The sequence below is a fragment of the Prevotella sp. 10(H) genome, assembly GCF_000711235.1.
In the GTDB taxonomy this organism is placed as follows: domain Bacteria; phylum Bacteroidota; class Bacteroidia; order Bacteroidales; family Dysgonomonadaceae; genus Dysgonomonas.
The window spans coordinates 334,334-352,449 of the sequence record NZ_JOMI01000003.1 but is presented as its reverse complement, the minus strand read 5'-3'; the positions used below and the strand labels follow the sequence as shown (position 1 = coordinate 352,449).

Here is an 18,116-nt window from a genome sequence, read left to right as displayed (position 1 = left end):
GAAATAAACTTGTAGTGCATATTTACAAAAACTAACACTTTTACCATTAACAAAGTCAGGCATTTAACACTTTATACAACAGTAAGAATATTAATAAATAAAACTTTTCTAATAAGTCATTTCCCTAATAATCCTTTCGTCACATACCATCTGAATTCTAATAATCTCCAGCCTTTTACAGCTGATAATTTCAACAGGTAAAAGAAAAACAGGCCGATAGAACCTATCCATTTTTTAACTTCGGCCCATACCCTTTTTTTATATGCTTCTTCCGAAACTCCTTTGGTGCGGATACGTTCGCTTTTTCCTATCGAATAGGTCAATTCCTTGAAATGTTCTTCGGTAAGTTTCTTTGCAGAAATATAGTGATATATACCCATCTGCGGAAGATAATAGAATTGCTCGTTGCCACGGCTGAGCCTGTCGTAGAGGTCTTTTTCCTCGGCACCTATAAGCCCTGTGCCTTTCCGGCCAAGTTCGACATTGAATAACCCGTATTTTTCGAATATTATTTTGCGGAAAGCAGAATTGCCCCCTCCCGGATATTTACCGTTCTTGAAAGGTTTCACTTTGCTACCCTGATACAATGCGCCGCCGATAAGTTGTTCGGTATAATGCGAAAGCCATTGCGGTTTCTTCGTTTCATATACGGGAATAATAGGGCCGCCACAGGCATTTATTGCCGGATGAGCTTCAAAAAAAGCAGAGACAAAGGACAGATAAAAGTCGAAGACAGTAGCATCATCATCCACAAAAATAAGGATATCTCCCCTACTCTCCTCTACCCCTCTGTTGCGGGCATACGATAACCCCTGGTTTGTTTCCACAAAATAGCGGAAATTCACCTGTGGATAATCTTGCTGAAACTGATTACATATATCCTCCGTACTGTCTGTACTATTGTTATTAACGACGACTATTTCATAGTCTTCGTGGGGAAAGTCCTGCTCTGCAACACTCTTCATAGCATTGTAGATATACTTTTCCCTGTTGTATGTACAGAATATAACGGAAAACTTCATAGTACTGTTTATTTTTCTGTTTCCTTATTTCTTTTCACAAAAGGCATAACCAACATGCCTATTAGCAGTAATAATAGAATTCCGGATGAAGCTGTAGCAACCGTGCGGCTCGTATAATAATCTTTAGGTTCGAATTTAAAGACTATCTCATGTTCGCCCGCAGGTACACGCAATGCCCTCAATGTCCAGTCGGCACGGAAGTGAGGAACTTCTTTTCCATCGATATATGCCTGCCAGCCGTCGGAGAAGTAGATTTCGGATAATACGGCTAATTGCTCAGTTGCAGCTTTCGACTTATATGTCAGGATATTCGGTTTGTACTCTGTCATATTTATTGTAGCTGCAGAGTCAGGTACGATATTAAGTCCGGCTAATTCCTGCTCAAAACGCTTATCGACTATTGCAGTCTTTAAAGGTTCAATATTATTGAGTGCTGCCATTTCCTCATCAGCATTATTAACCAGTCTGTATTCCGGCACAAACCATGCCTCGCCCATTGCGTATGGGTTAACCAAAGGTGCAAGCTCCGGATGATAGATAACATATTTTGCATTCAGCATATTCAACGCTTTAGTTACACTGAATATCGGTGTAATACTATCCTGCATAGAAGTACTGATAGTCTGAGGATTGCCTTGTCCTTGCTGCAACTTGGTTATTTCCTGCTGCAATTGCGCATTGGCCTTCTGCTGAAGAAATCCGACCTCGTTACCGAGATTAGCACTGATCAATTCATCATAACGTTTGAGTTTGGCCGCATGATAGCCTCCTATCGACTTGTGGTAATAAGAAGTAGCTGCATCCTTAAAAGTATTTTGAAGATTTAATACCCTGTATGACGGATATTTATCCTGCAGTATTATCTTATCGGCAGTAGATTGAGGGAAACTCTGTGCCTGATACGTACTTTTATTTATAAAATTAGAATCGTTCAGGTAGCGCTTATCTACTCCCCATAAATCTGTCAATACAAGAATAATAACAGCTATGGAAGCGTACAATGATACTTTCTGTTTTTCCATCTTGGTCTTCAATGAGAAGAACAATACGGCTCCAGCAAGCAATATATATACTAATGACCTCAAAGCATCGGAAGATAATAAATCTTTACGGTCGGCAAGCAGCGCATTATAGTACCAGTCGGGAACCTGCGAGCGCCACGCCTCATCTGCCGCAGCAGTGAAATTGAAGAAAAAGCCGGGCATTATCCAGAAGAACAGGCATAAGCCGCCTGCCACACCCAGCGAAATATATAAAGCCTTTTTCAATTTTTCGTTATCGGCCTCACCAGATAGAAATTCCTTTAAACCCCATACGGCAATAATTACCATGGTGAGAGCCGGAATTACCAACGCGGTAGATACCGCCCTAAACTTGCTGTATAATGGGAAATGATAGAAGAACAGGTCGTTGAACCACTCCATATTACTACCCCATGCAAGGAATATAAATAATACAGTTGCTGCAAATAACCCCCACTTCACCTTACTCCTTATTACAATCATTCCGAGAAGAAAAAGAAAACAAATAATCGCTCCGAAATATACAGGCCCTTCCGTAAAAGGCTGTGCTCCCCAATATGTATTCGCGCGAACGCCATTCGCATCCACTTGAGCACCATTCTTTACCATTTCCTGATAAAGATTTGAAGACTGATCCAGATTGCCACCAGAGGAACCTCCGTTCATATTCGGTATCATCAGTGTAAAAGTTTCCGCTTTTCCATAACTCCATGCAAAAGCATAATCCTTATCGAGTCCTGCCGATTGTTTTGCAGTCTCCTGAGAATTATCAGATGAAGCAGTCAGTTCCGATTTTCCGCGTGTACTTTCGCGGGCCATTTCCAAATTGGCATAGATACTTCCCATATTGCATAATGCGGCAATAACTACAGCCGCAAGAGATATGCCTGATGCCCTGAGCAAGGTCTTTATATCTTTTTCGGCAATCATCTGTATAGCAAAAACTATGAAAAGGATTGCGCAAAGTATTGCTGTATAATATGTCATCTGCAAGTGATTACTCTTTATCTGTAAAGCAAGCCCCAAAGCAATAAGCAATCCACCCAAAAATACCTTTTTCCTGAATAGCACCATCAGCCCTGCAACTATCAACGGCATATAGGCCAGCGCCCATGCTTTAGTCACATGGCCGGCATCAAGTATGATAAAATTGTAGGATGAAAGCGAATAAGCTACAGCCCCCAGTATAGAAAATCCCGGCCGGAAGCCCATAACACAAAACAAGATATATGCCATCAACATGGCTGTAAACACAGGTCCTGCAGTACCCGCACCTAATGCCCTTAACGGAATCTCAAGATAATCGAGAAAATTAGGACTTCCGCCCCAAATACCGATCTGATAGGTAGGCATACCGGAAAACATCGAACCCGTCCACGCAGAAGATTGGCCTTCTTTGTAATAATATTCGCGCACTTCCTGCGCTGCTCCGTTGTAATGCGCGACATCGCTCTGCATAAGCACCTTGCCTTCTAACAACGGGCTAAAGTAAATCATCGTTATTGCCAGAAATACTATTATCGCAATTACATGCGGTAATATTTTCCCCATTAATGACTGTTCTTTATTTATCATCTTATTTCGTATTTGTTATTTTTTCTTCAATATATAAATTAACGAACTACTCCGCTTTTTATTCCCGAGTGTACGCAGGAAAAACCATCCGCCTTTACACAGCCCGACAAGGCTTCCCAGAAATGTTCCTTTATGCTTTTCGCTGAGCATAGAGATATAGAATGCATCGAGATACATGGGCCTGATGTCTATCAGTTCGAAATGATGTCTGCGAGCAAGATGCTCGAAATCGGCAGGTGAAAAATGCCATAAATGCCGTGGAACATCATATGCCGCCCAGTATTGTTTATAATGAGCAGCATCGAAAGAATCTTTATTCGGCAATGCGATTACGGCTATCCCGTCATCTTTTAATATCTTGCCAAGATGCTCCATTACACGGTTCAGATGTTCAAGATGTTCCAACACATGCCACATGGTAATTACATCTTTTGTTTTTTCCGATATGTCATACAAATATTCCGAATGCTGACAATCTATATCGAACTTCGATTTTGCATATTTACATGCGGCCTCTGATTTTTCAATTCCGGTAACTATCCATTTCAGACTTTTCATCCTGTTCAGGAAATACCCTGTTCCCGAACCGATATCCAGAAGCTTCCCTGTCTTTTTCGATGCATAGCGCATTACGATTTTCGATTTAGACTTCAAAGCTAATCTGCGTGCCCAATGGTACAATATATTTATTATTCCTTTCTGGGTATCGGAATGCGATACATATTCGGGTGCATCGTAATATCTGCCTATTTCGTCTTCGGAAGGGAAATCCTGAGTGATTGCAAATCCGCACGAATTACATAGTTCTATATCAAACACCTCCTCTGTCGCCAAATAATCTTTACATGACAAAAAAGGTATAAAATCAGTGCTTCCGCACACAGGACATATCCGTGTATGTATTTTCATCGTCATTAGATAAACTGTGACCTGTCTACTTCGTCGAAATTTTTAATAATCTGACAATCCGCCCAATCGGTATAATCATCATCATTAGAATCTACTACAATAATTTTCCCGGCGTGAGCATTTTTTGCAGCCTGTAATCCGGCTATAGCATCTTCAAATATAATAACTTCTTCCGGTTTTTTACCTATTACCGAAAGCGCTGTCTGATATATCTGCGGATCGGGCTTTCCCTTTATTTTACCATTGTTGTAAACGACTTTATCGTATTCGAACCATTTATCGAGCGGCAGATATTTAAAATAAAAATCGACATTTTCTTTGCCCGATGCCGTCGCTATTGTAAAAGGTATGGATTTGCTTTTCAGAAAATCGAGAAAATCCGTTGCTCCGGGAGCCAGCTGCATATTGGTCTGTAGGCAAAGCTGCTGGTAAAGGCCTTCTTTTTCCAGTACAAAGTCGCTTATTTCGTGATCAGTTAGTTGATTCCCGAAAATAGAAGTGAATATATCCTTATTGTTTTTTCCGTGAAGTTTCGTAAACTTATCTTCATCGGAAAGGGATAAATTGTGTTTTGTAAGGAAAATATCCCATGCTTTATTATGCAATTTGGTATCCCAGAAAAGAGTACCGTTAAAATCGAATATAACTCCGGAAAAAGGCATATGTTAATTATTAAAATCAGCCACAAATGTACGAAATACTTAGATATATAGATATTTAAAGAGGTAACTATTATTCTTTTTATAGCTATTATTAAAACTTTTGCCCTACCTCTGCCGTTTAATATATAAATTAACTATAATAATAAGCACAAAAAACAAAAGACATTATGAAAAATCTGAAAAAAGCAATCGAAGGCCGTAGAACGTATTACAGTATCAGTGACAAAAGTCCGATATCAAACGATGATTTAAAAGAAATTATCGATTTTGCAGTACTCAATGTTCCTTCGGCATTCAATTCACAATCTACACGGGTGGTTCTCCTTTTGAATGAAAACCATAAAAAACTCTGGAATATAGTAAAGAAGATTCTCAAGCAAAGAGTTCCGGCAGATGCATTCCCTTCTACAGAAGCTAAAATTGATAATGCTTTTGCAGCCGGATATGGTACAATATTGTTTTATGAAGATGAAAGCGTAGTGGAAGGCCTACAGCACGCATTCCCTTCATATAGTGATAACTTTCCGGTATGGTCGCAGCAAACATCGGCAATGCATCAGTTTGCAATATGGACATTGCTGGAAGAAGCAGGATTCGGAGCATCATTACAACATTACAATCCGATAATAGACGAAGAAGTGGCGAAAGCCTTCAATATAAACGAAAAATGGAAACTGATAGCACAAATGCCATTCGGTATTCCAACCAGCGAACCTGCGCCAAAAGAATTCCAACCACTCGAAAGCAGGGTTATAATTCATAAATAAGCAGGTGATTATATATAATCCGGAAAGCAGATATAGTATTTATATCTGCTTTTTTATTTTATCCCTTTTCTTAACTAAAAGCAGGTTATTAAATAACATCTTTTTTAAAACCTGAAGCCTCATAAAATGTTTATATCAGACACCCGTAAATAAATATAGATCAGATGAGAAAGATAATTTTAATGCTTGTCCTCTATTCAGCCATATTGAATATATCCGGACAAACAGATTCGGATATTCACACCAGACTGAAACAGGCTCAGGAGAGAACAGCAAATATAAATAAAGTAGTACTTCCGGATTTTGCATTCTATCCTATGAAAGTTACTACGGAACTAGGATCGGATATAGATATCAGTCCTATCGATTGCTATATAAAAGTAACTACTACCGATCTGGATATTAAGCTACCGTATCTGGGATACTTTTTTCTGCGACCTGTAGACAGGCTTGAAATAATGGCGGATATGGATTCCCGGCAGTCTATCTCTACCGTTAGTTATGATAAAAAGAAAGATGTTTTTTTAATAATTATATCACCGCAGGATATCTATGATATTATAGATAATAACATGATTATAGGAATGAAAATGGATAAAGAGGGGAACGGAACAGTTACGGTAAAAACCCAAAACCGCGATGAAATATCATATCAGGGATATTTCAAATAAGGATAAAATGAGAGGGGTCAATAATAGCCCCTCTTTTCTTTTATTTATTCGAACCTCTGTTAGTCACCATTTTGTTGGTTACGATAGAAGTAGGTTTTGCCGGGCCTTCATTTACATACACTATAATATCCCTGTTCAACGAGCGGTAAGCATCGTCGGCATAAGGCATCTCATTGGTGTTACTTCCCCGTATATTGTAACGGATTGTGGCTGCACCGAAAAATCCGGACTTAGGCCTGAATGTCACTGCTTTAGTTGTATAATTATACACCCACTTGCCGTCGGCTGTCATCACCTCTATCTGTGTCTGTCCCGAACCCAGTTTGTATACAGTACCGCTATTATCTACAAATCTGAATTCTTTCTCATCGATATAATCTTTTTTACCAATCTGGTTCCTACTGATAGTTCCGGTATAAGCGATATCATTATCCAACGGATTTATCACCGCCAGCCCGCCCATATCGATACGTGCCGAGTCCAGATTTGCCTCTGCTGCACGCGGCAAAGATATCTTTACATTCTTTATATAATGATAATTAATTTCCCTGCCCGTTGAAGCGGCAAAACCAATCTTAAATGAGTCGGGAACCTGAGCATCTAAAGTCTTTATAGGTGGCGTAGATATAGGAATGTCCTCATTGTAACGATATGGTATAGCTGCATTTTCCTGATACTGAAATGATTGTTTATAATGATAGTCATATATTATAGTATCTCTTTTAGTATCATGCTCTATGGCTACTGTTATATAAAAGCCGCCATCCGGATCACCTTCCGGTACAGGAAATAGTTCTATAATTGCACGTCTATACCCTCTGTCCATTGGAGAATTAAATTGAGTATCTCCACTGATGGCGAAATTATTCTTCTTTTTTGTAGAAGCTTTCGCAACATATCGGGAATCATTATATCCGGATAAATCGCCGGGTTCTGTTATTACAAAGCCTTTATTTGTATTTGTCGACTGTGTTATCAGCACAGGATAACCGGCATAGCCATCGGGAATAGTAAATACTTTTGCACCGTTATTTGCAGTAAATCCTTTACCTGCAGCTCCCCTTATAGTTATATTGTCACGGGTATTCTCTGTTGCTTCAATTTTTCCATCAATACTAATCCCAAAAGGAATACCCTGTACCTGTGAGGGCGGATTACCCTGATATCTTAATCCCTTGTAATTCCCGTATGAATCAAGAGCAATCCCTACATAAGCGCCCGACAATCCTAATCTACGATAACTTGTTGATGAAGTGGCCCAGTTGTATGCATAACCGATTCCGGCCCCCTCAGCTCCAATATTAGGATTTTTTGTTTTTGCATCGAACAAAAATACCGACAGTCCATCACCTCCGGCACTTGAACCACGCCCGTACATCATATAATCGAATTCTATATGTACTCCGTTTTTAGAAGTTAATCTGCGGTTATTAATGAAAATACCTCCAAACTGAGATTGAATATTTTTTGTTAATTGGACTCCTCTGGTAGTGAACAAGACATTCGGGTTATTTCCCGGTACGTCTACAAAAGTTGGCTTTGAGCCGCTTAGGAAGCTTTCTTCAACCGGAAAGTTCCCGTAAATAGATTGGGCCTTAATTCCCGTACAAGTGCTGGAAAATAAAATAGTCAGCAATAGACTGAGGGATATGGCCCACTGGTTTGAAATATGATTTTTCATAAGCTTTGTTATTTGTATGCCTCTGATTTTTTTAATCAAAAAAGAAATAATAATTGTCTCCGTTGTTTGATATATAAATCTCCACAATAAGAATAGGTTTTGTTTTCTTATTTATGATTTTTCTTTTCCCATTTCATATGATCATGACTATGGCATTTATTATAAAAGTCATTTATACAAAAATATCAGAAGCAAAATGAATAAGAGAGGCTAAAGAGAGGATAATTTGTATTAATTTGGCACATTGTAGATAATACACAATAGAAATCAGATATGTGAGTATAAAGGATTATAAATCCTGATATTACTTCTTTCTTTTATTTCTTCTGAATTCGTGAGGTGGTACAGGGTTTTTCATACTCCATATATTTATTCTTTTATCACGTGCTGATAATTCCAATGCTTCGAGAAAGGGGTCGTCGGCATATTCCCTGTAATACCAAGCCAAACCTTGCCGGACAAGTTCTTCGTTCACGTTTATTCCGTCTACAAATACTACTCCCAATGTACGCCCGTAATGATCGGTGTCTATTTTCTGCACACGTACCTGTTTTCCATAGCAAAGATCATTCAGATATTGTCGTGATTTGGAGCCGTAATCCTGTCCGTTTTCCGGTGCATCTATTCCGTACAGGCGGATACGGATTTTTTCATTACTGTTAGTGAGTAAGGTAAATGTGTCTCCATCTGCTACCTTCACTACTTTTCCGGTAAGATATTCATCATCTTCAAAAATATCCACTCCCGTGTATATCAGTGTAGCGGTACTTAGTATCAGAGTTATTATGGATATTATCTTTTTCATAGTATTATTTTTCGGAGTGCAAATTTGAGGAATTATTACCGAATATCAAAAATTGATTTTTAGTAATAATTACAGCTGCGATCGTAATAAAAAGAAAGCCGCTGATAAAAATATCAGTGGCTTCTTCTTTGGTATAGTATATTTTATAACAGAATTCTTAAGCTTCGTATCCCTGTCTTGTCTTACGGGTACCGAAGAATCCCATATAGATACAAAGTACTGCTCCTATCAGCATAGATATAAATGAAATTATTCCCGACCATGCTGCTGCATTTGTTGCTTTATCGGCTTCCTCCAATGCTTTTTGTTTGAATGCTTCTAAATCTCTTTTAGCCTGATCTATCGATTGTTCGAGATTTTGTATTTGTTCCTGCCCTTGTGTTTTTGCTTTATCTATAAGCTCAATATATTCGTCTACAGCCTTGTCTACTTCAGCTTTAGATAAATTTGAATTATTAGCGATAGCCTTATTCAAATCGTCCCTGTTTATATTCTGAGCATAAGTTTCGCCTCTTTTCTTCACCTTGTCGAGGAAGCTGTTGATGATACTTTCTGCATCATTAGGGTGCGTAGCCAGTCTTTTTACAGAACGGTCGAAGTCGGTTTTTACACCTTTCATCTGATTCTGCAGATACTCAGGTTGAAACTCTTTTACACCACTCTTACGTAATGCAGTACGGATATCCTGACGGACATTCGTATTTTCATCTCCGGCATCGAATTCTATATCTCCGAAAACATTCTGAACCTCATCGGCCAAACCCGATACGCCGCTTCCTACCATCGAACCCGCGCCTGAAAGTATGCTTCCCGCTGCAGATGTTACGGAACCAAGTATATTTGTAGTTAATCTGACAGCACTGGCTGCGATCATCACCACGAAAATTATTCCTATAATCAGCGTAGATGCCCAAACCAAGAATCCGTGTATCATTCCATCCGATCCGGACAATTTACCCGCTACAAAACCACCGGCTGCAAGACTTAACAAGAGCGAAACTACCGTCCATATACCCATAGTAGTACCAATACCTGAAACAGGATCACCCGACGTAGGGTCGAACATAAATAAACCCACACTCGATCCTAAAATAGATAAAAGAATAGATATTGCAATTACTGTTATAACTCCGGCAATAACGCTCCCCCAGGATACTCTGCCCCATACCCCCACAAATTTTGTTCTTTCCATAACTTTTAATTTTAATTAATTACATGATTCCCTCCTTTTCATTAACACTCTCAAAAGTTGAAAGTTTAACGCTATAAACATGTGATATAGGGTTTTAACATAAGAACATGTATTCTGATGCCTGGGAGATGTATTGTTAACATTTTATTGTATTCTGTAATAGTATATATTAGGATTAATAAATTCAAAATTTTAGAGATGGAAAACTCTTTGGAGACATTATATTGGCTTGGATGACAATAGTGAATGTCGAAGAAAATAAATTTCTTTGGGAAAAGATATTATTTTAATACTTTTACTGTTAATATTTTTAAGCAATCTGAATACATTTATTATCTAATAATGAAAAAAACTACATTACTTCTATTTTGCGTACTTTTAATGTCGGGCATTAAAGCTCAAAGCTACGTTCCGCTTATCAATGAAACACGCTTGAGCGTAACGCCAAGAATAGAAATAAAGGCGTATCCTGTGTCTTTAAAACAAATTCGTTTACTGGAAAGTCCGTTTAAGATGGCGATGGAAGCCGATAAAAACTGGCTGATGTCTTTAGAGCCGGATCGATTTCTACACCGTTTTCACGAGAATGCAGGCTTCGAACCCAAAGCTCCTATTTACGGCGGTTGGGAAAATACTTCACAGAGCGGTTTTTGTTTCGGTCACTATTTGTCTGCCATGTCTATGCTTTACGGTGCTACGGGCGACACTAAAGTATTAGAGAAGATAGAGTATTGTATAGCAGAATTAAAAAAATGTCAGGATGCACGCGGAGGCTATGTAGATGCTATACCCGGCAGCGACCAGCTTTGGGATGATGTACTGGCAGGAAAGATACATATAGATGGAACCGGTTGGTTGAACACTATATGGGTGCCATGGTACAACCTGCATAAACTATGGGCAGGACTAACTGACATTTACCTGTATACTGGTAACGAGACGGCTAAGGACATTGTGATAAATCAAACGAATTGGGCCTGTAAAAAGTTTGAACCTCTGACTGATGAACAATGGCAGCAAATGTTGCATTGCGAAACGGGCGGTATGAATGATGCACTATACAATGTATATGCCATTACAGGCGATCCGAAACACTTGGAACTGGCTCGTAAATTCTATCATAAAGCGGTGCTTGATCCTTTATCACAGCAAAAAGACCAGTTGGCAGGACTTCACGCCAATACGCAGATACCTAAAATAACCGGTGAGGCGCGTGCCTACGAGTTGCTTGGCGAGGAGAAAAACAGAAACATAGCTACATATTTTTGGGAGATCATTACCAAAAATCGATCATACTGTATAGGGGGTAACAGCGATCACGAACATTTCGGTGAATCTGGAAAACTAACCTTGTCGAACACCTCTACCGAAACGTGCAACACATACAATATGTTGAAACTGACCCGTCACCTTTTTGCATGGCAACCAGATGCTAAATATATGGATTATTATGAAAGAGCGTTGTACAACCATATTTTGGCATCACAAAATCCTAAAACGGGTATGGTGGTATACTATCTGCCATTGGCATACAATTCTACCAAACGTTATTCTAATAAGGACAACAGTTTTTGGTGTTGTGTAGGAACAGGATTTGAGAATCATGTAAAATATGCAGAAAGCATTTACTCTGAAAATGAAAATGAACTTTGGGTCAACCTTTTCATCCCTTCCGTTTTGAATTGGGACAGAAAGGGTATGACTATTACTCAACAGACAAGTTTCCCAGATACGGATAAATCAGAGATAATCATCAATACCGATACTAAAAAAGAACTGACATTTCATGTTCGTTATCCCGAATGGTCTACTGCAGGTTTTAAAGTGAAGGTAAACGGCAAAGTTCAGACATTGAAAACAACTCCCGGCTCGTATGTATCAATCAAACGTACATGGAAAAATGGAGATAGAATAGAGGTGGAAATGATAAAAACACTTCGTAAAGAAATGCTATTGGGCGACGATCATAAGGCAGCTTATATGAACGGTCCTATTGTATTGGCAGGGGAAACACAACCGGATGCAAGGACAGTTGTTTTCTTGGAAAAAGATAAGAATATCAGTACTTGGATCAAGCCTACTAATAGTAGTAGAACTGCATTCAGAAGCGAAACGGGATTTCCGATCAATTTGAATATGATACCTTTCTATAAGAAGCACGATGGAAATTATGCGATTTATTTTGATACGTTTTCTCCTAAAGAATGGGACGCCGTAAAAGAAGAATTTGAGAAAGAAGAAGAACGTCTGAAGGAGTTGGAACGACTTACTCTTGATTATTTCCGTCCGAATGAACAACAGCAGGAAGTAGATCATAACTTCCAGGGCATCAATGTAAGTAAAGGTGAAGGTGCACTTGGCAGAAAGTGGTGCGACTCTAACGACGGATATTTTTCGTTTGAGATGACAGTAGACCCGAAAGTTCCTGCCGGTTTGATTCTTACCTATTGGGGTAGCGATGGCGGTGGACGTAAATTTGATATATTGGTAGACGACGAAGTAATTGCATCAGAAGAACTGACAGCGCATATCCCAAATGAGTTTTTTGATCGTGAGTATGCAGTACCTCACCACTTGACTAAGGATAAAACTAAGATTACAGTGAAACTGAAAGCTAATTCGGGTAACAAAGCAGGAGGTATCTTTTTTGCTCGTATGATAAAAAAATGATAGATTTCAATCGCATCACATACAGATTGATTAAGCCTAGAACCAATAGTCGAAAATTATTATCTAATAATATAAAAGAGAAACACCCAGTTCTACATTTTAGGATGTAAAACTGGGTGTAAATTTTATAAACTACTGATTATCAGTAATAATTGCGGAGAGGAAGAGATTCGAACTCTCGATACCCTTTAGGGGTATACACGCTTTCCAGGCGTGCCTCTTCAACCACTCGAGCACCTCTCCATTGTCCTTTGGTTGTAGCGTGTGCAAAGATAAGGGATATTTCGGAATTGGCAAAAGATCGGAAATAGTATTATATCAGATAGAATTTAAATTCGCTTCTTTCATTCCCGTTTTTGTCTCACGTTTCTTTATGATTCTTTTACCTAATTGCTGGAAAGGTTTCTCTATCAACCGGTATGTTATATAAGAGATAATAACAGTAAGTAATATAACTATTGAATATCTGATTCCGAGATTGAGCAAACTTTCTATTACCGTACCAGTAGACACATAGTCGAGAAAATCGAATTTAAATAGTAAATGAAGAACTGCGAAATGTACTAAATACATGCTATAGCTGATTTTTCCAAGAAATCTGCTTACCGGATTTACAAATATCTTAAATTCCTTTATGGACAAAACATATGCAAATGCGACAAAAGCGAACGAGAACAGCACATGTTGGGAATATAATTCACGCCCGGTCGCTAACTGCAAAAGAAACGATAAGGGGAAAAACAATAAGATAAGCGGATTTATTTTCCATTGCTCTTTTGGAGTATAAACAAGGAAGTACAGAAAAATACCGCATGCAAAAACAGGAAGATGATTAGGTAAAAAGAAAAATAAAAATCCTTTCATAAAATGAGGTTCTGCAAAAGGAACTTGTTTCACTAAAAAGATGAAGCAATGTTGTATAAAAACAGCAATAATAAATGCAATAGCTGCATGATTAAGGTTCTTTATTTTTTTGAATAAAAAAGGAATCATACAATAAAACATCATTTCATTTGTAATTGTCCATCCTCCGGGAACTACATTATTTATCCAGTATGGACTTAATCCATGCAGAAAAAAGACACTTGATATAACCGACCACGGCGTGACATCGGGATAATAGCCAATTAACACGTATCCCATAAAAAGCCTTTCTACCACATTGTATATTATGGCGAGATAAAACATGGGAGCGATCCGAAAAAACCGGCGTATGAAGAAATTGGAATATACATTATTTTCCTTCTTCGATCTGTGATGCAACGACAAAAATAATGTAAACGCACTCACAATAAAAAACAGCTGGACGCCACGACCACCGTTGCCCGTTATAGATTCGATAATATCAGGATAATTATTCGTACCGTAATCGGCACAATGCACCATAAGCACAGCCAATACTGCAAATCCTCTGAGACTATCTATGTATCCCAGCTTCTTCACTTGATCAGATTCATTCTTCAAAATGAGGTAAAATTATATATTTTGCAAACTGAATAACTCAGCCGCATTCTGTGTTGTTATTTGTCCCACTTCTTCCAGTGTCGTTTCATATATCTCGGCTAATTTTTCAACTACTTTTACCGTATAAGACGATTCGTTCCGCTTGCCTCTGTACGGAACAGGTGCCAGATAAGGGGCATCGGTCTCAATAATAATATGATTTAAATCTGTTTTTCTCAGTATTGTAGATAAAGTAGAATTCTTAAAGGTAACAACTCCGTTTATCCCCAACAGAAAATTACCTAAAGATAATATTTTCTCCAATTCTTCTTCGCTTCCGCCAAAACTGTGAAATACCCCTCTCAAACGATCAGCGCCCACATTCCGGATACATTCAATGCACTGAAATATTGCATCCCGCGAATGAATAGCTACAGGTAGATTATATTCAATACTCCAACAAAGTTGTTCTTCGAAAATCAGTCTTTGCTCTTTCTCGTACGTCTTATCCCAATAAAGATCGAGTCCTATTTCACCTACAGCAATATATGATCGTTCTGAAAATTGCTGTTTTATTAAATCCAATTGTTCTTTCCAGTCCTCCCCCACACTTGTAGGATGCAAACCCATCATAGGAATACAGTATCCTTTATATTGGTCGGAAATAGCATGCAGACGACCGAGCGATTCTACATCGATATTCGGTAATAATATTTTTTCTACTCCGGCTTGTTTCGACCTTTCAATAACATCATCGATGTCATTATCAAATTCTTCGGAATAGATATGTGAATGGGTATCAATTATTCTCACTTTCAGTTTTCTCCTTTTCTTCTTTCCGCAGATAGTATACTACGCCGTATTCCTTGCATCTTTCAAGCCTTTCATTAGCCGGAAGATTGGCAAAAGCGGCTTCTATCTGATTCCACAATGTGGACAGTACATTATCTATGTCTTCTCTTTGCTGGCTCAATATCTCCAATTGTCGGGAAGTTGTATTCTGATATGTTTTCTGATTAAAATATGCATCCTTAAATTGAGAAAAAGCCACATTTACCCTCGCAATAGTCGGATTATAAACAGGTGTTCCACCTTGCAAAAGTCTAGCCTGCTCCCCTTTTACGATATTATCGCCCCAGTATAGCAAAGCATCGTTGCTTGTGAGATCGGGTACTGTAAAATTATCAGGGTCGATACTGTAAAGCTGTTTCTGTTCCTTCTTAATTTCATTACGGATCACACAAAAGTTGAGTACCTGTATAAAATGCGAAATGTAGAGTCTTGCGTTCTTTATCAGTTTTTGAAATTTCTTGTTTGAAGAAGCCTGTTTTTCGAGACTCTCGCGATAACGTTGTTGTGCATTTTCGAAAGTGCGGAGCATATGCTCCAGTTTGCGTACATCTAAGGATATAACATCCCGCCCGAAGAGAGAATTATGTTTCTCTATTGCGGTTCTTAATGCTTTTATCCGCGCATTATCTGTGTTAGGTAAACGGCGATAGGGCATAATAGTTAAGGTTTAAAATTACGATGTTCTGGACATCAGGTTTTTTGCTAATTTATGTAGTTCTGTTTTTCTTTCCTCGTTTATATCCACTTTATTCAGGCAGGATACCGCCTTTTCGTAGTAGTCGGCAATTAGATCCTCCGATTTCTTTTTCAGGTCTAAGTTGTCATAGATTTTAGTAACAGCCTTGATTTTTTCATTTTCATCAAAGTCCGTTTTATTGATCCATGTCTGCAATTCTTCTTTAGCAGCCGGATCGGATAAAGCAGTTATCAGCAGGAAAGTCTTCTTATTACAGAGAATATCTCCGCCGATTTTTTTCCCGAAACTGTCACTGTTTCCATATACATCCAATAAATCGTCACGCAATTGGAAGCCCAGCCCTACATTGATACCGAAATCGTACAGATTGTCGGCATCTTCAGCTGAAGCTCCGCCAACAATAGCACCCTCTTTCAAGGCGCATGCCAGCAATACTGCAGTTTTGAGGCGTATCATCTCCAGATATTCGGGAATGGTAACATCGAGGCGTTTCTCAAATTCCATATCATATTGCTGTCCGCAACAGATTTCAGTAGCAGTTACCGAAAACAAATCGAGAACCTGAGGTAAAAATCCGGTCTCGGTCTTAGCTATTTCCTTATATGCTTCTATGAGCATCGCATCTCCGGACAGAACAGCCGTATTATCGTTCCATTTAATATGTACGGTAGGCTTTCCTCTGCGCATATCCGCCTTGTCCATGAGGTCGTCGTGCAAAAGTGTGAAATTATGAAACACTTCTATAGCCAAAGCGATAGGCATTACACGTTCCACATCATCTTTATAGAGGTTATAAGACATCAGTGATAATGCAGGACGCACACGTTTTCCGCCTAAAGACAATATATACGATATCGGTTCGAATAAAGATATTGGTTCAGTCGTATATTTTATATCTGCAATATGATTATTTACAATATCCAGAACCTCATCGAAAGTATATAGTGATTTCATCGTTTTATTTCAAATAGTTATTATATAATTACAATTTCCTTAATAATGGGGACTTTTTACCAAAAAATTCTCTTCTTACCATAGCAAAGGTAGTTTATTAACGATAAATATCAAAATATTACAAAATAGAAGAGATTGAATTAAAATTATTTCTAATTTTATGCGTCATTAACAAAAATGTGATTTTTTCATGAGAAACTATTATTTACTATTACTCATTGCAGGCATTTTTATGGTACAGGCCTGCAAACAAAACAAACAACCGGTTGAAGAAGTTAAAGAAATGTCTGGCAACCCTATATTCGAAGGAAGGTATGCTGACCCGGAAGGCATTATTTTCGACGATAAATACTGGATTTATCCTACATATTCGGATCTTTATGAAAAACAGGTATTCATGGATGCCTTTTCATCGCCCGACCTTGTCAACTGGACAAAACACGAGCGTGTCATCGATACTTCCGGTGTGAAATGGGTCAACCGTGCCTTGTGGGCGCCTGCCATCTTAAAGAAAGATGACAAGTATTTCCTTTTCTTTGGAGGAAATGATATACAGAGCGACGATGAATACGGAGGCATAGGCGTTGCTGTTGCCGACAAACCGGAAGGTCCTTTCAAAGACCATATCGGAAAACCGCTTATAGACAAGTTCTACAACGGTGCTCAACCTATCGACCAATATGTTTTTAAAGATAAAGACGGTAGCTATTACATATATTACGGAGGATGGAGACATTGTAATGTAGCTAAACTCAACGATGATTTCACAGCTATCGTTCCGATGGAAGACGGTACAATGTATAAGGAAGTGACTCCTGAAAATTACGTAGAAGGTCCGTTCATGTTCATCAAAAACGACAAATATTACTTCCTTTGGTCGGAAGGCGGCTGGGGTGGACCTAACTACAAGGTGGCTTACGCTATTTCGGATAGTCCGTTCGGTCCGTTCGAACGTATCGGTACAATTCTGGAACAAGAGGCGGGTATAGCTACAGGAGCCGGACATAATTCTATTATCCACGAACCGAAGTCCGACAAATGGTATATGGTATATCACCGTCGCCCACTTACTGAAAAACATCGCGACGACAGGGAAACATGTATCGACGAAATGTTTTTCGACGAAAATGGCCATATCGTCCCTGTGAAGATGACATTTGAAGGCGTAAAAAGTAATCCACTAAAATAATCAGA

General features: G+C 38.7%; 15 protein-coding genes and 1 tRNA gene. 4 read left to right on the top strand and 12 right to left on the bottom strand.

Annotated elements, in window-relative coordinates; translation table 11 throughout:
- Positions 1-116 precede the first annotated feature (116 nt).
- The 4 genes from K348_RS0106945 to K348_RS0106930 are packed head-to-tail and all read right to left on the bottom strand — an operon-like array spanning position 117 to position 5,190.
- The gene (locus K348_RS0106945; RefSeq protein ID WP_029904241.1) at positions 117-1,022 is read right to left on the bottom strand and encodes a glycosyltransferase family 2 protein; all 906 of its coding nucleotides are present in this window, start codon (positions 1,020-1,022) and stop codon (positions 117-119) included.
- A gap of 8 nt (positions 1,023-1,030) precedes the next feature.
- Positions 1,031-3,619, bottom strand: coding sequence for a hypothetical protein (locus tag K348_RS0106940; RefSeq protein ID WP_029904240.1), 2,589 nt, complete (start codon positions 3,617-3,619; stop codon positions 1,031-1,033).
- A gap of 15 nt (positions 3,620-3,634) precedes the next feature.
- A complete protein-coding gene (locus K348_RS0106935; RefSeq protein WP_029904239.1) occupies positions 3,635-4,528 on the bottom strand; it encodes a class I SAM-dependent methyltransferase in 894 nt (297 codons plus the stop codon).
- 5 nt (positions 4,529-4,533) lie between these two features.
- Complete coding sequence (locus K348_RS0106930) at positions 4,534-5,190, bottom strand: HAD family phosphatase (RefSeq protein ID WP_029904238.1); 657 nt, start codon at positions 5,188-5,190, stop codon at positions 4,534-4,536.
- Positions 5,191-5,354: 164 nt separating this feature from the next.
- Here K348_RS0106930 and K348_RS0106925 point away from each other — a divergent pair, with 164 nt between their 5' ends.
- Both K348_RS0106925 and K348_RS0106920 read left to right on the top strand, forming a co-directional pair.
- Positions 5,355-5,957, top strand: coding sequence for a nitroreductase family protein (locus K348_RS0106925; RefSeq protein WP_029904237.1), 603 nt, complete (start codon positions 5,355-5,357; stop codon positions 5,955-5,957).
- Positions 5,958-6,121: 164 nt separating this feature from the next.
- Positions 6,122-6,628 carry a DUF4251 domain-containing protein gene (locus K348_RS0106920; protein ID WP_029904236.1) on the top strand — a complete coding sequence of 169 codons (507 nt, stop codon included), beginning with the start codon at positions 6,122-6,124 and terminating at the stop codon, positions 6,626-6,628.
- Between the two features lie 40 nt (positions 6,629-6,668).
- On the opposite strand, the gene K348_RS0106915 is transcribed toward K348_RS0106920, so the two are convergent.
- The 3 genes from K348_RS0106915 to K348_RS0106905 form a co-directional block, all read right to left on the bottom strand.
- A complete protein-coding gene (locus K348_RS0106915; RefSeq protein ID WP_156032803.1) occupies positions 6,669-8,309 on the bottom strand; it encodes a hypothetical protein in 1,641 nt (546 codons plus the stop codon).
- Between the two features lie 304 nt (positions 8,310-8,613).
- Positions 8,614-9,114, bottom strand: coding sequence for a thermonuclease family protein (locus K348_RS0106910; RefSeq protein ID WP_029904234.1), 501 nt, complete (start codon positions 9,112-9,114; stop codon positions 8,614-8,616).
- Between the two features lie 157 nt (positions 9,115-9,271).
- Positions 9,272-10,306, bottom strand: a complete 1,035-nt coding sequence (locus K348_RS0106905; protein ID WP_029904233.1) for a hypothetical protein — start codon at positions 10,304-10,306, stop codon at positions 9,272-9,274.
- A gap of 342 nt (positions 10,307-10,648) precedes the next feature.
- Here K348_RS0106905 and K348_RS0106900 point away from each other — a divergent pair, with 342 nt between their 5' ends.
- A complete protein-coding gene (locus tag K348_RS0106900) occupies positions 10,649-12,976 on the top strand; it encodes a glycoside hydrolase family 127 protein (protein WP_029904232.1) in 2,328 nt (775 codons plus the stop codon).
- 155 nt (positions 12,977-13,131) lie between these two features.
- Here the strand turns inward: K348_RS0106900 and K348_RS0106895 are convergent.
- The 5 genes from K348_RS0106895 to K348_RS0106875 all read right to left on the bottom strand — a co-directional run bounded on the left by K348_RS0106895 (position 13,132) and on the right by K348_RS0106875 (position 16,922).
- A tRNA-Ser gene (locus tag K348_RS0106895) sits at positions 13,132-13,219 on the bottom strand.
- A 75-nt stretch (positions 13,220-13,294) separates the two neighbouring features.
- A complete protein-coding gene (locus K348_RS0106890) occupies positions 13,295-14,440 on the bottom strand; it encodes an acyltransferase (protein WP_029904231.1) in 1,146 nt (381 codons plus the stop codon).
- A 12-nt stretch (positions 14,441-14,452) separates the two neighbouring features.
- Positions 14,453-15,232 carry a TatD family hydrolase gene (locus tag K348_RS0106885; RefSeq protein WP_029904230.1) on the bottom strand — a complete coding sequence of 260 codons (780 nt, stop codon included), beginning with the start codon at positions 15,230-15,232 and terminating at the stop codon, positions 14,453-14,455.
- A complete protein-coding gene (locus K348_RS0106880; RefSeq protein WP_029904229.1) occupies positions 15,219-15,926 on the bottom strand; it encodes a hypothetical protein in 708 nt (235 codons plus the stop codon). Before K348_RS0106880 ends, K348_RS0106885 begins: the two co-directional genes overlap by 14 nt.
- An 18-nt stretch (positions 15,927-15,944) precedes the next feature.
- Positions 15,945-16,922: a polyprenyl synthetase family protein gene (locus K348_RS0106875; RefSeq protein WP_029904228.1), complete on the bottom strand. Its 978-nt coding sequence runs from the start codon at positions 16,920-16,922 to the stop codon at positions 15,945-15,947.
- A 190-nt stretch (positions 16,923-17,112) separates the two neighbouring features.
- Between K348_RS0106875 and K348_RS0106870 the strand changes: the two genes are divergently transcribed.
- Positions 17,113-18,111 (top strand): glycoside hydrolase family 43 protein, encoded by a 999-nt coding sequence (locus K348_RS0106870; RefSeq protein WP_029904227.1) that lies wholly within the window; start codon positions 17,113-17,115, stop codon positions 18,109-18,111.
- Positions 18,112-18,116: the final 5 nt, after the last annotated feature.

Excerpts from the sequence above, each read along its gene's own strand:
- K348_RS0106940 (WP_029904240.1), bottom strand. The coding sequence starts at position 3,619 with ATGATAAATAAAGAACAGTCATTAATGGGGAAAATATTACCGCATGTA.
- K348_RS0106915 (WP_156032803.1), bottom strand. The coding sequence starts at position 8,309 with ATGAAAAATCATATTTCAAACCAGTGGGCCATATCCCTCAGTCTATTG.
- K348_RS0106920 (WP_029904236.1), top strand. The coding sequence starts at position 6,122 with ATGAGAAAGATAATTTTAATGCTTGTCCTCTATTCAGCCATATTGAAT.
- K348_RS0106900 (WP_029904232.1), top strand. The coding sequence starts at position 10,649 with ATGAAAAAAACTACATTACTTCTATTTTGCGTACTTTTAATGTCGGGC.
- K348_RS0106935 (WP_029904239.1), bottom strand. The coding sequence starts at position 4,528 with ATGAAAATACATACACGGATATGTCCTGTGTGCGGAAGCACTGATTTT.
- K348_RS0106880 (WP_029904229.1), bottom strand. The coding sequence starts at position 15,926 with ATGCCCTATCGCCGTTTACCTAACACAGATAATGCGCGGATAAAAGCA.
- K348_RS0106905 (WP_029904233.1), bottom strand. The coding sequence starts at position 10,306 with ATGGAAAGAACAAAATTTGTGGGGGTATGGGGCAGAGTATCCTGGGGG.
- K348_RS0106870 (WP_029904227.1), top strand. The coding sequence starts at position 17,113 with ATGAGAAACTATTATTTACTATTACTCATTGCAGGCATTTTTATGGTA.
- K348_RS0106910 (WP_029904234.1), bottom strand. The coding sequence starts at position 9,114 with ATGAAAAAGATAATATCCATAATAACTCTGATACTAAGTACCGCTACA.
- K348_RS0106875 (WP_029904228.1), bottom strand. The coding sequence starts at position 16,922 with ATGAAATCACTATATACTTTCGATGAGGTTCTGGATATTGTAAATAAT.
- K348_RS0106945 (WP_029904241.1), bottom strand. The coding sequence starts at position 1,022 with ATGAAGTTTTCCGTTATATTCTGTACATACAACAGGGAAAAGTATATC.
- K348_RS0106930 (WP_029904238.1), bottom strand. The coding sequence starts at position 5,190 with ATGCCTTTTTCCGGAGTTATATTCGATTTTAACGGTACTCTTTTCTGG.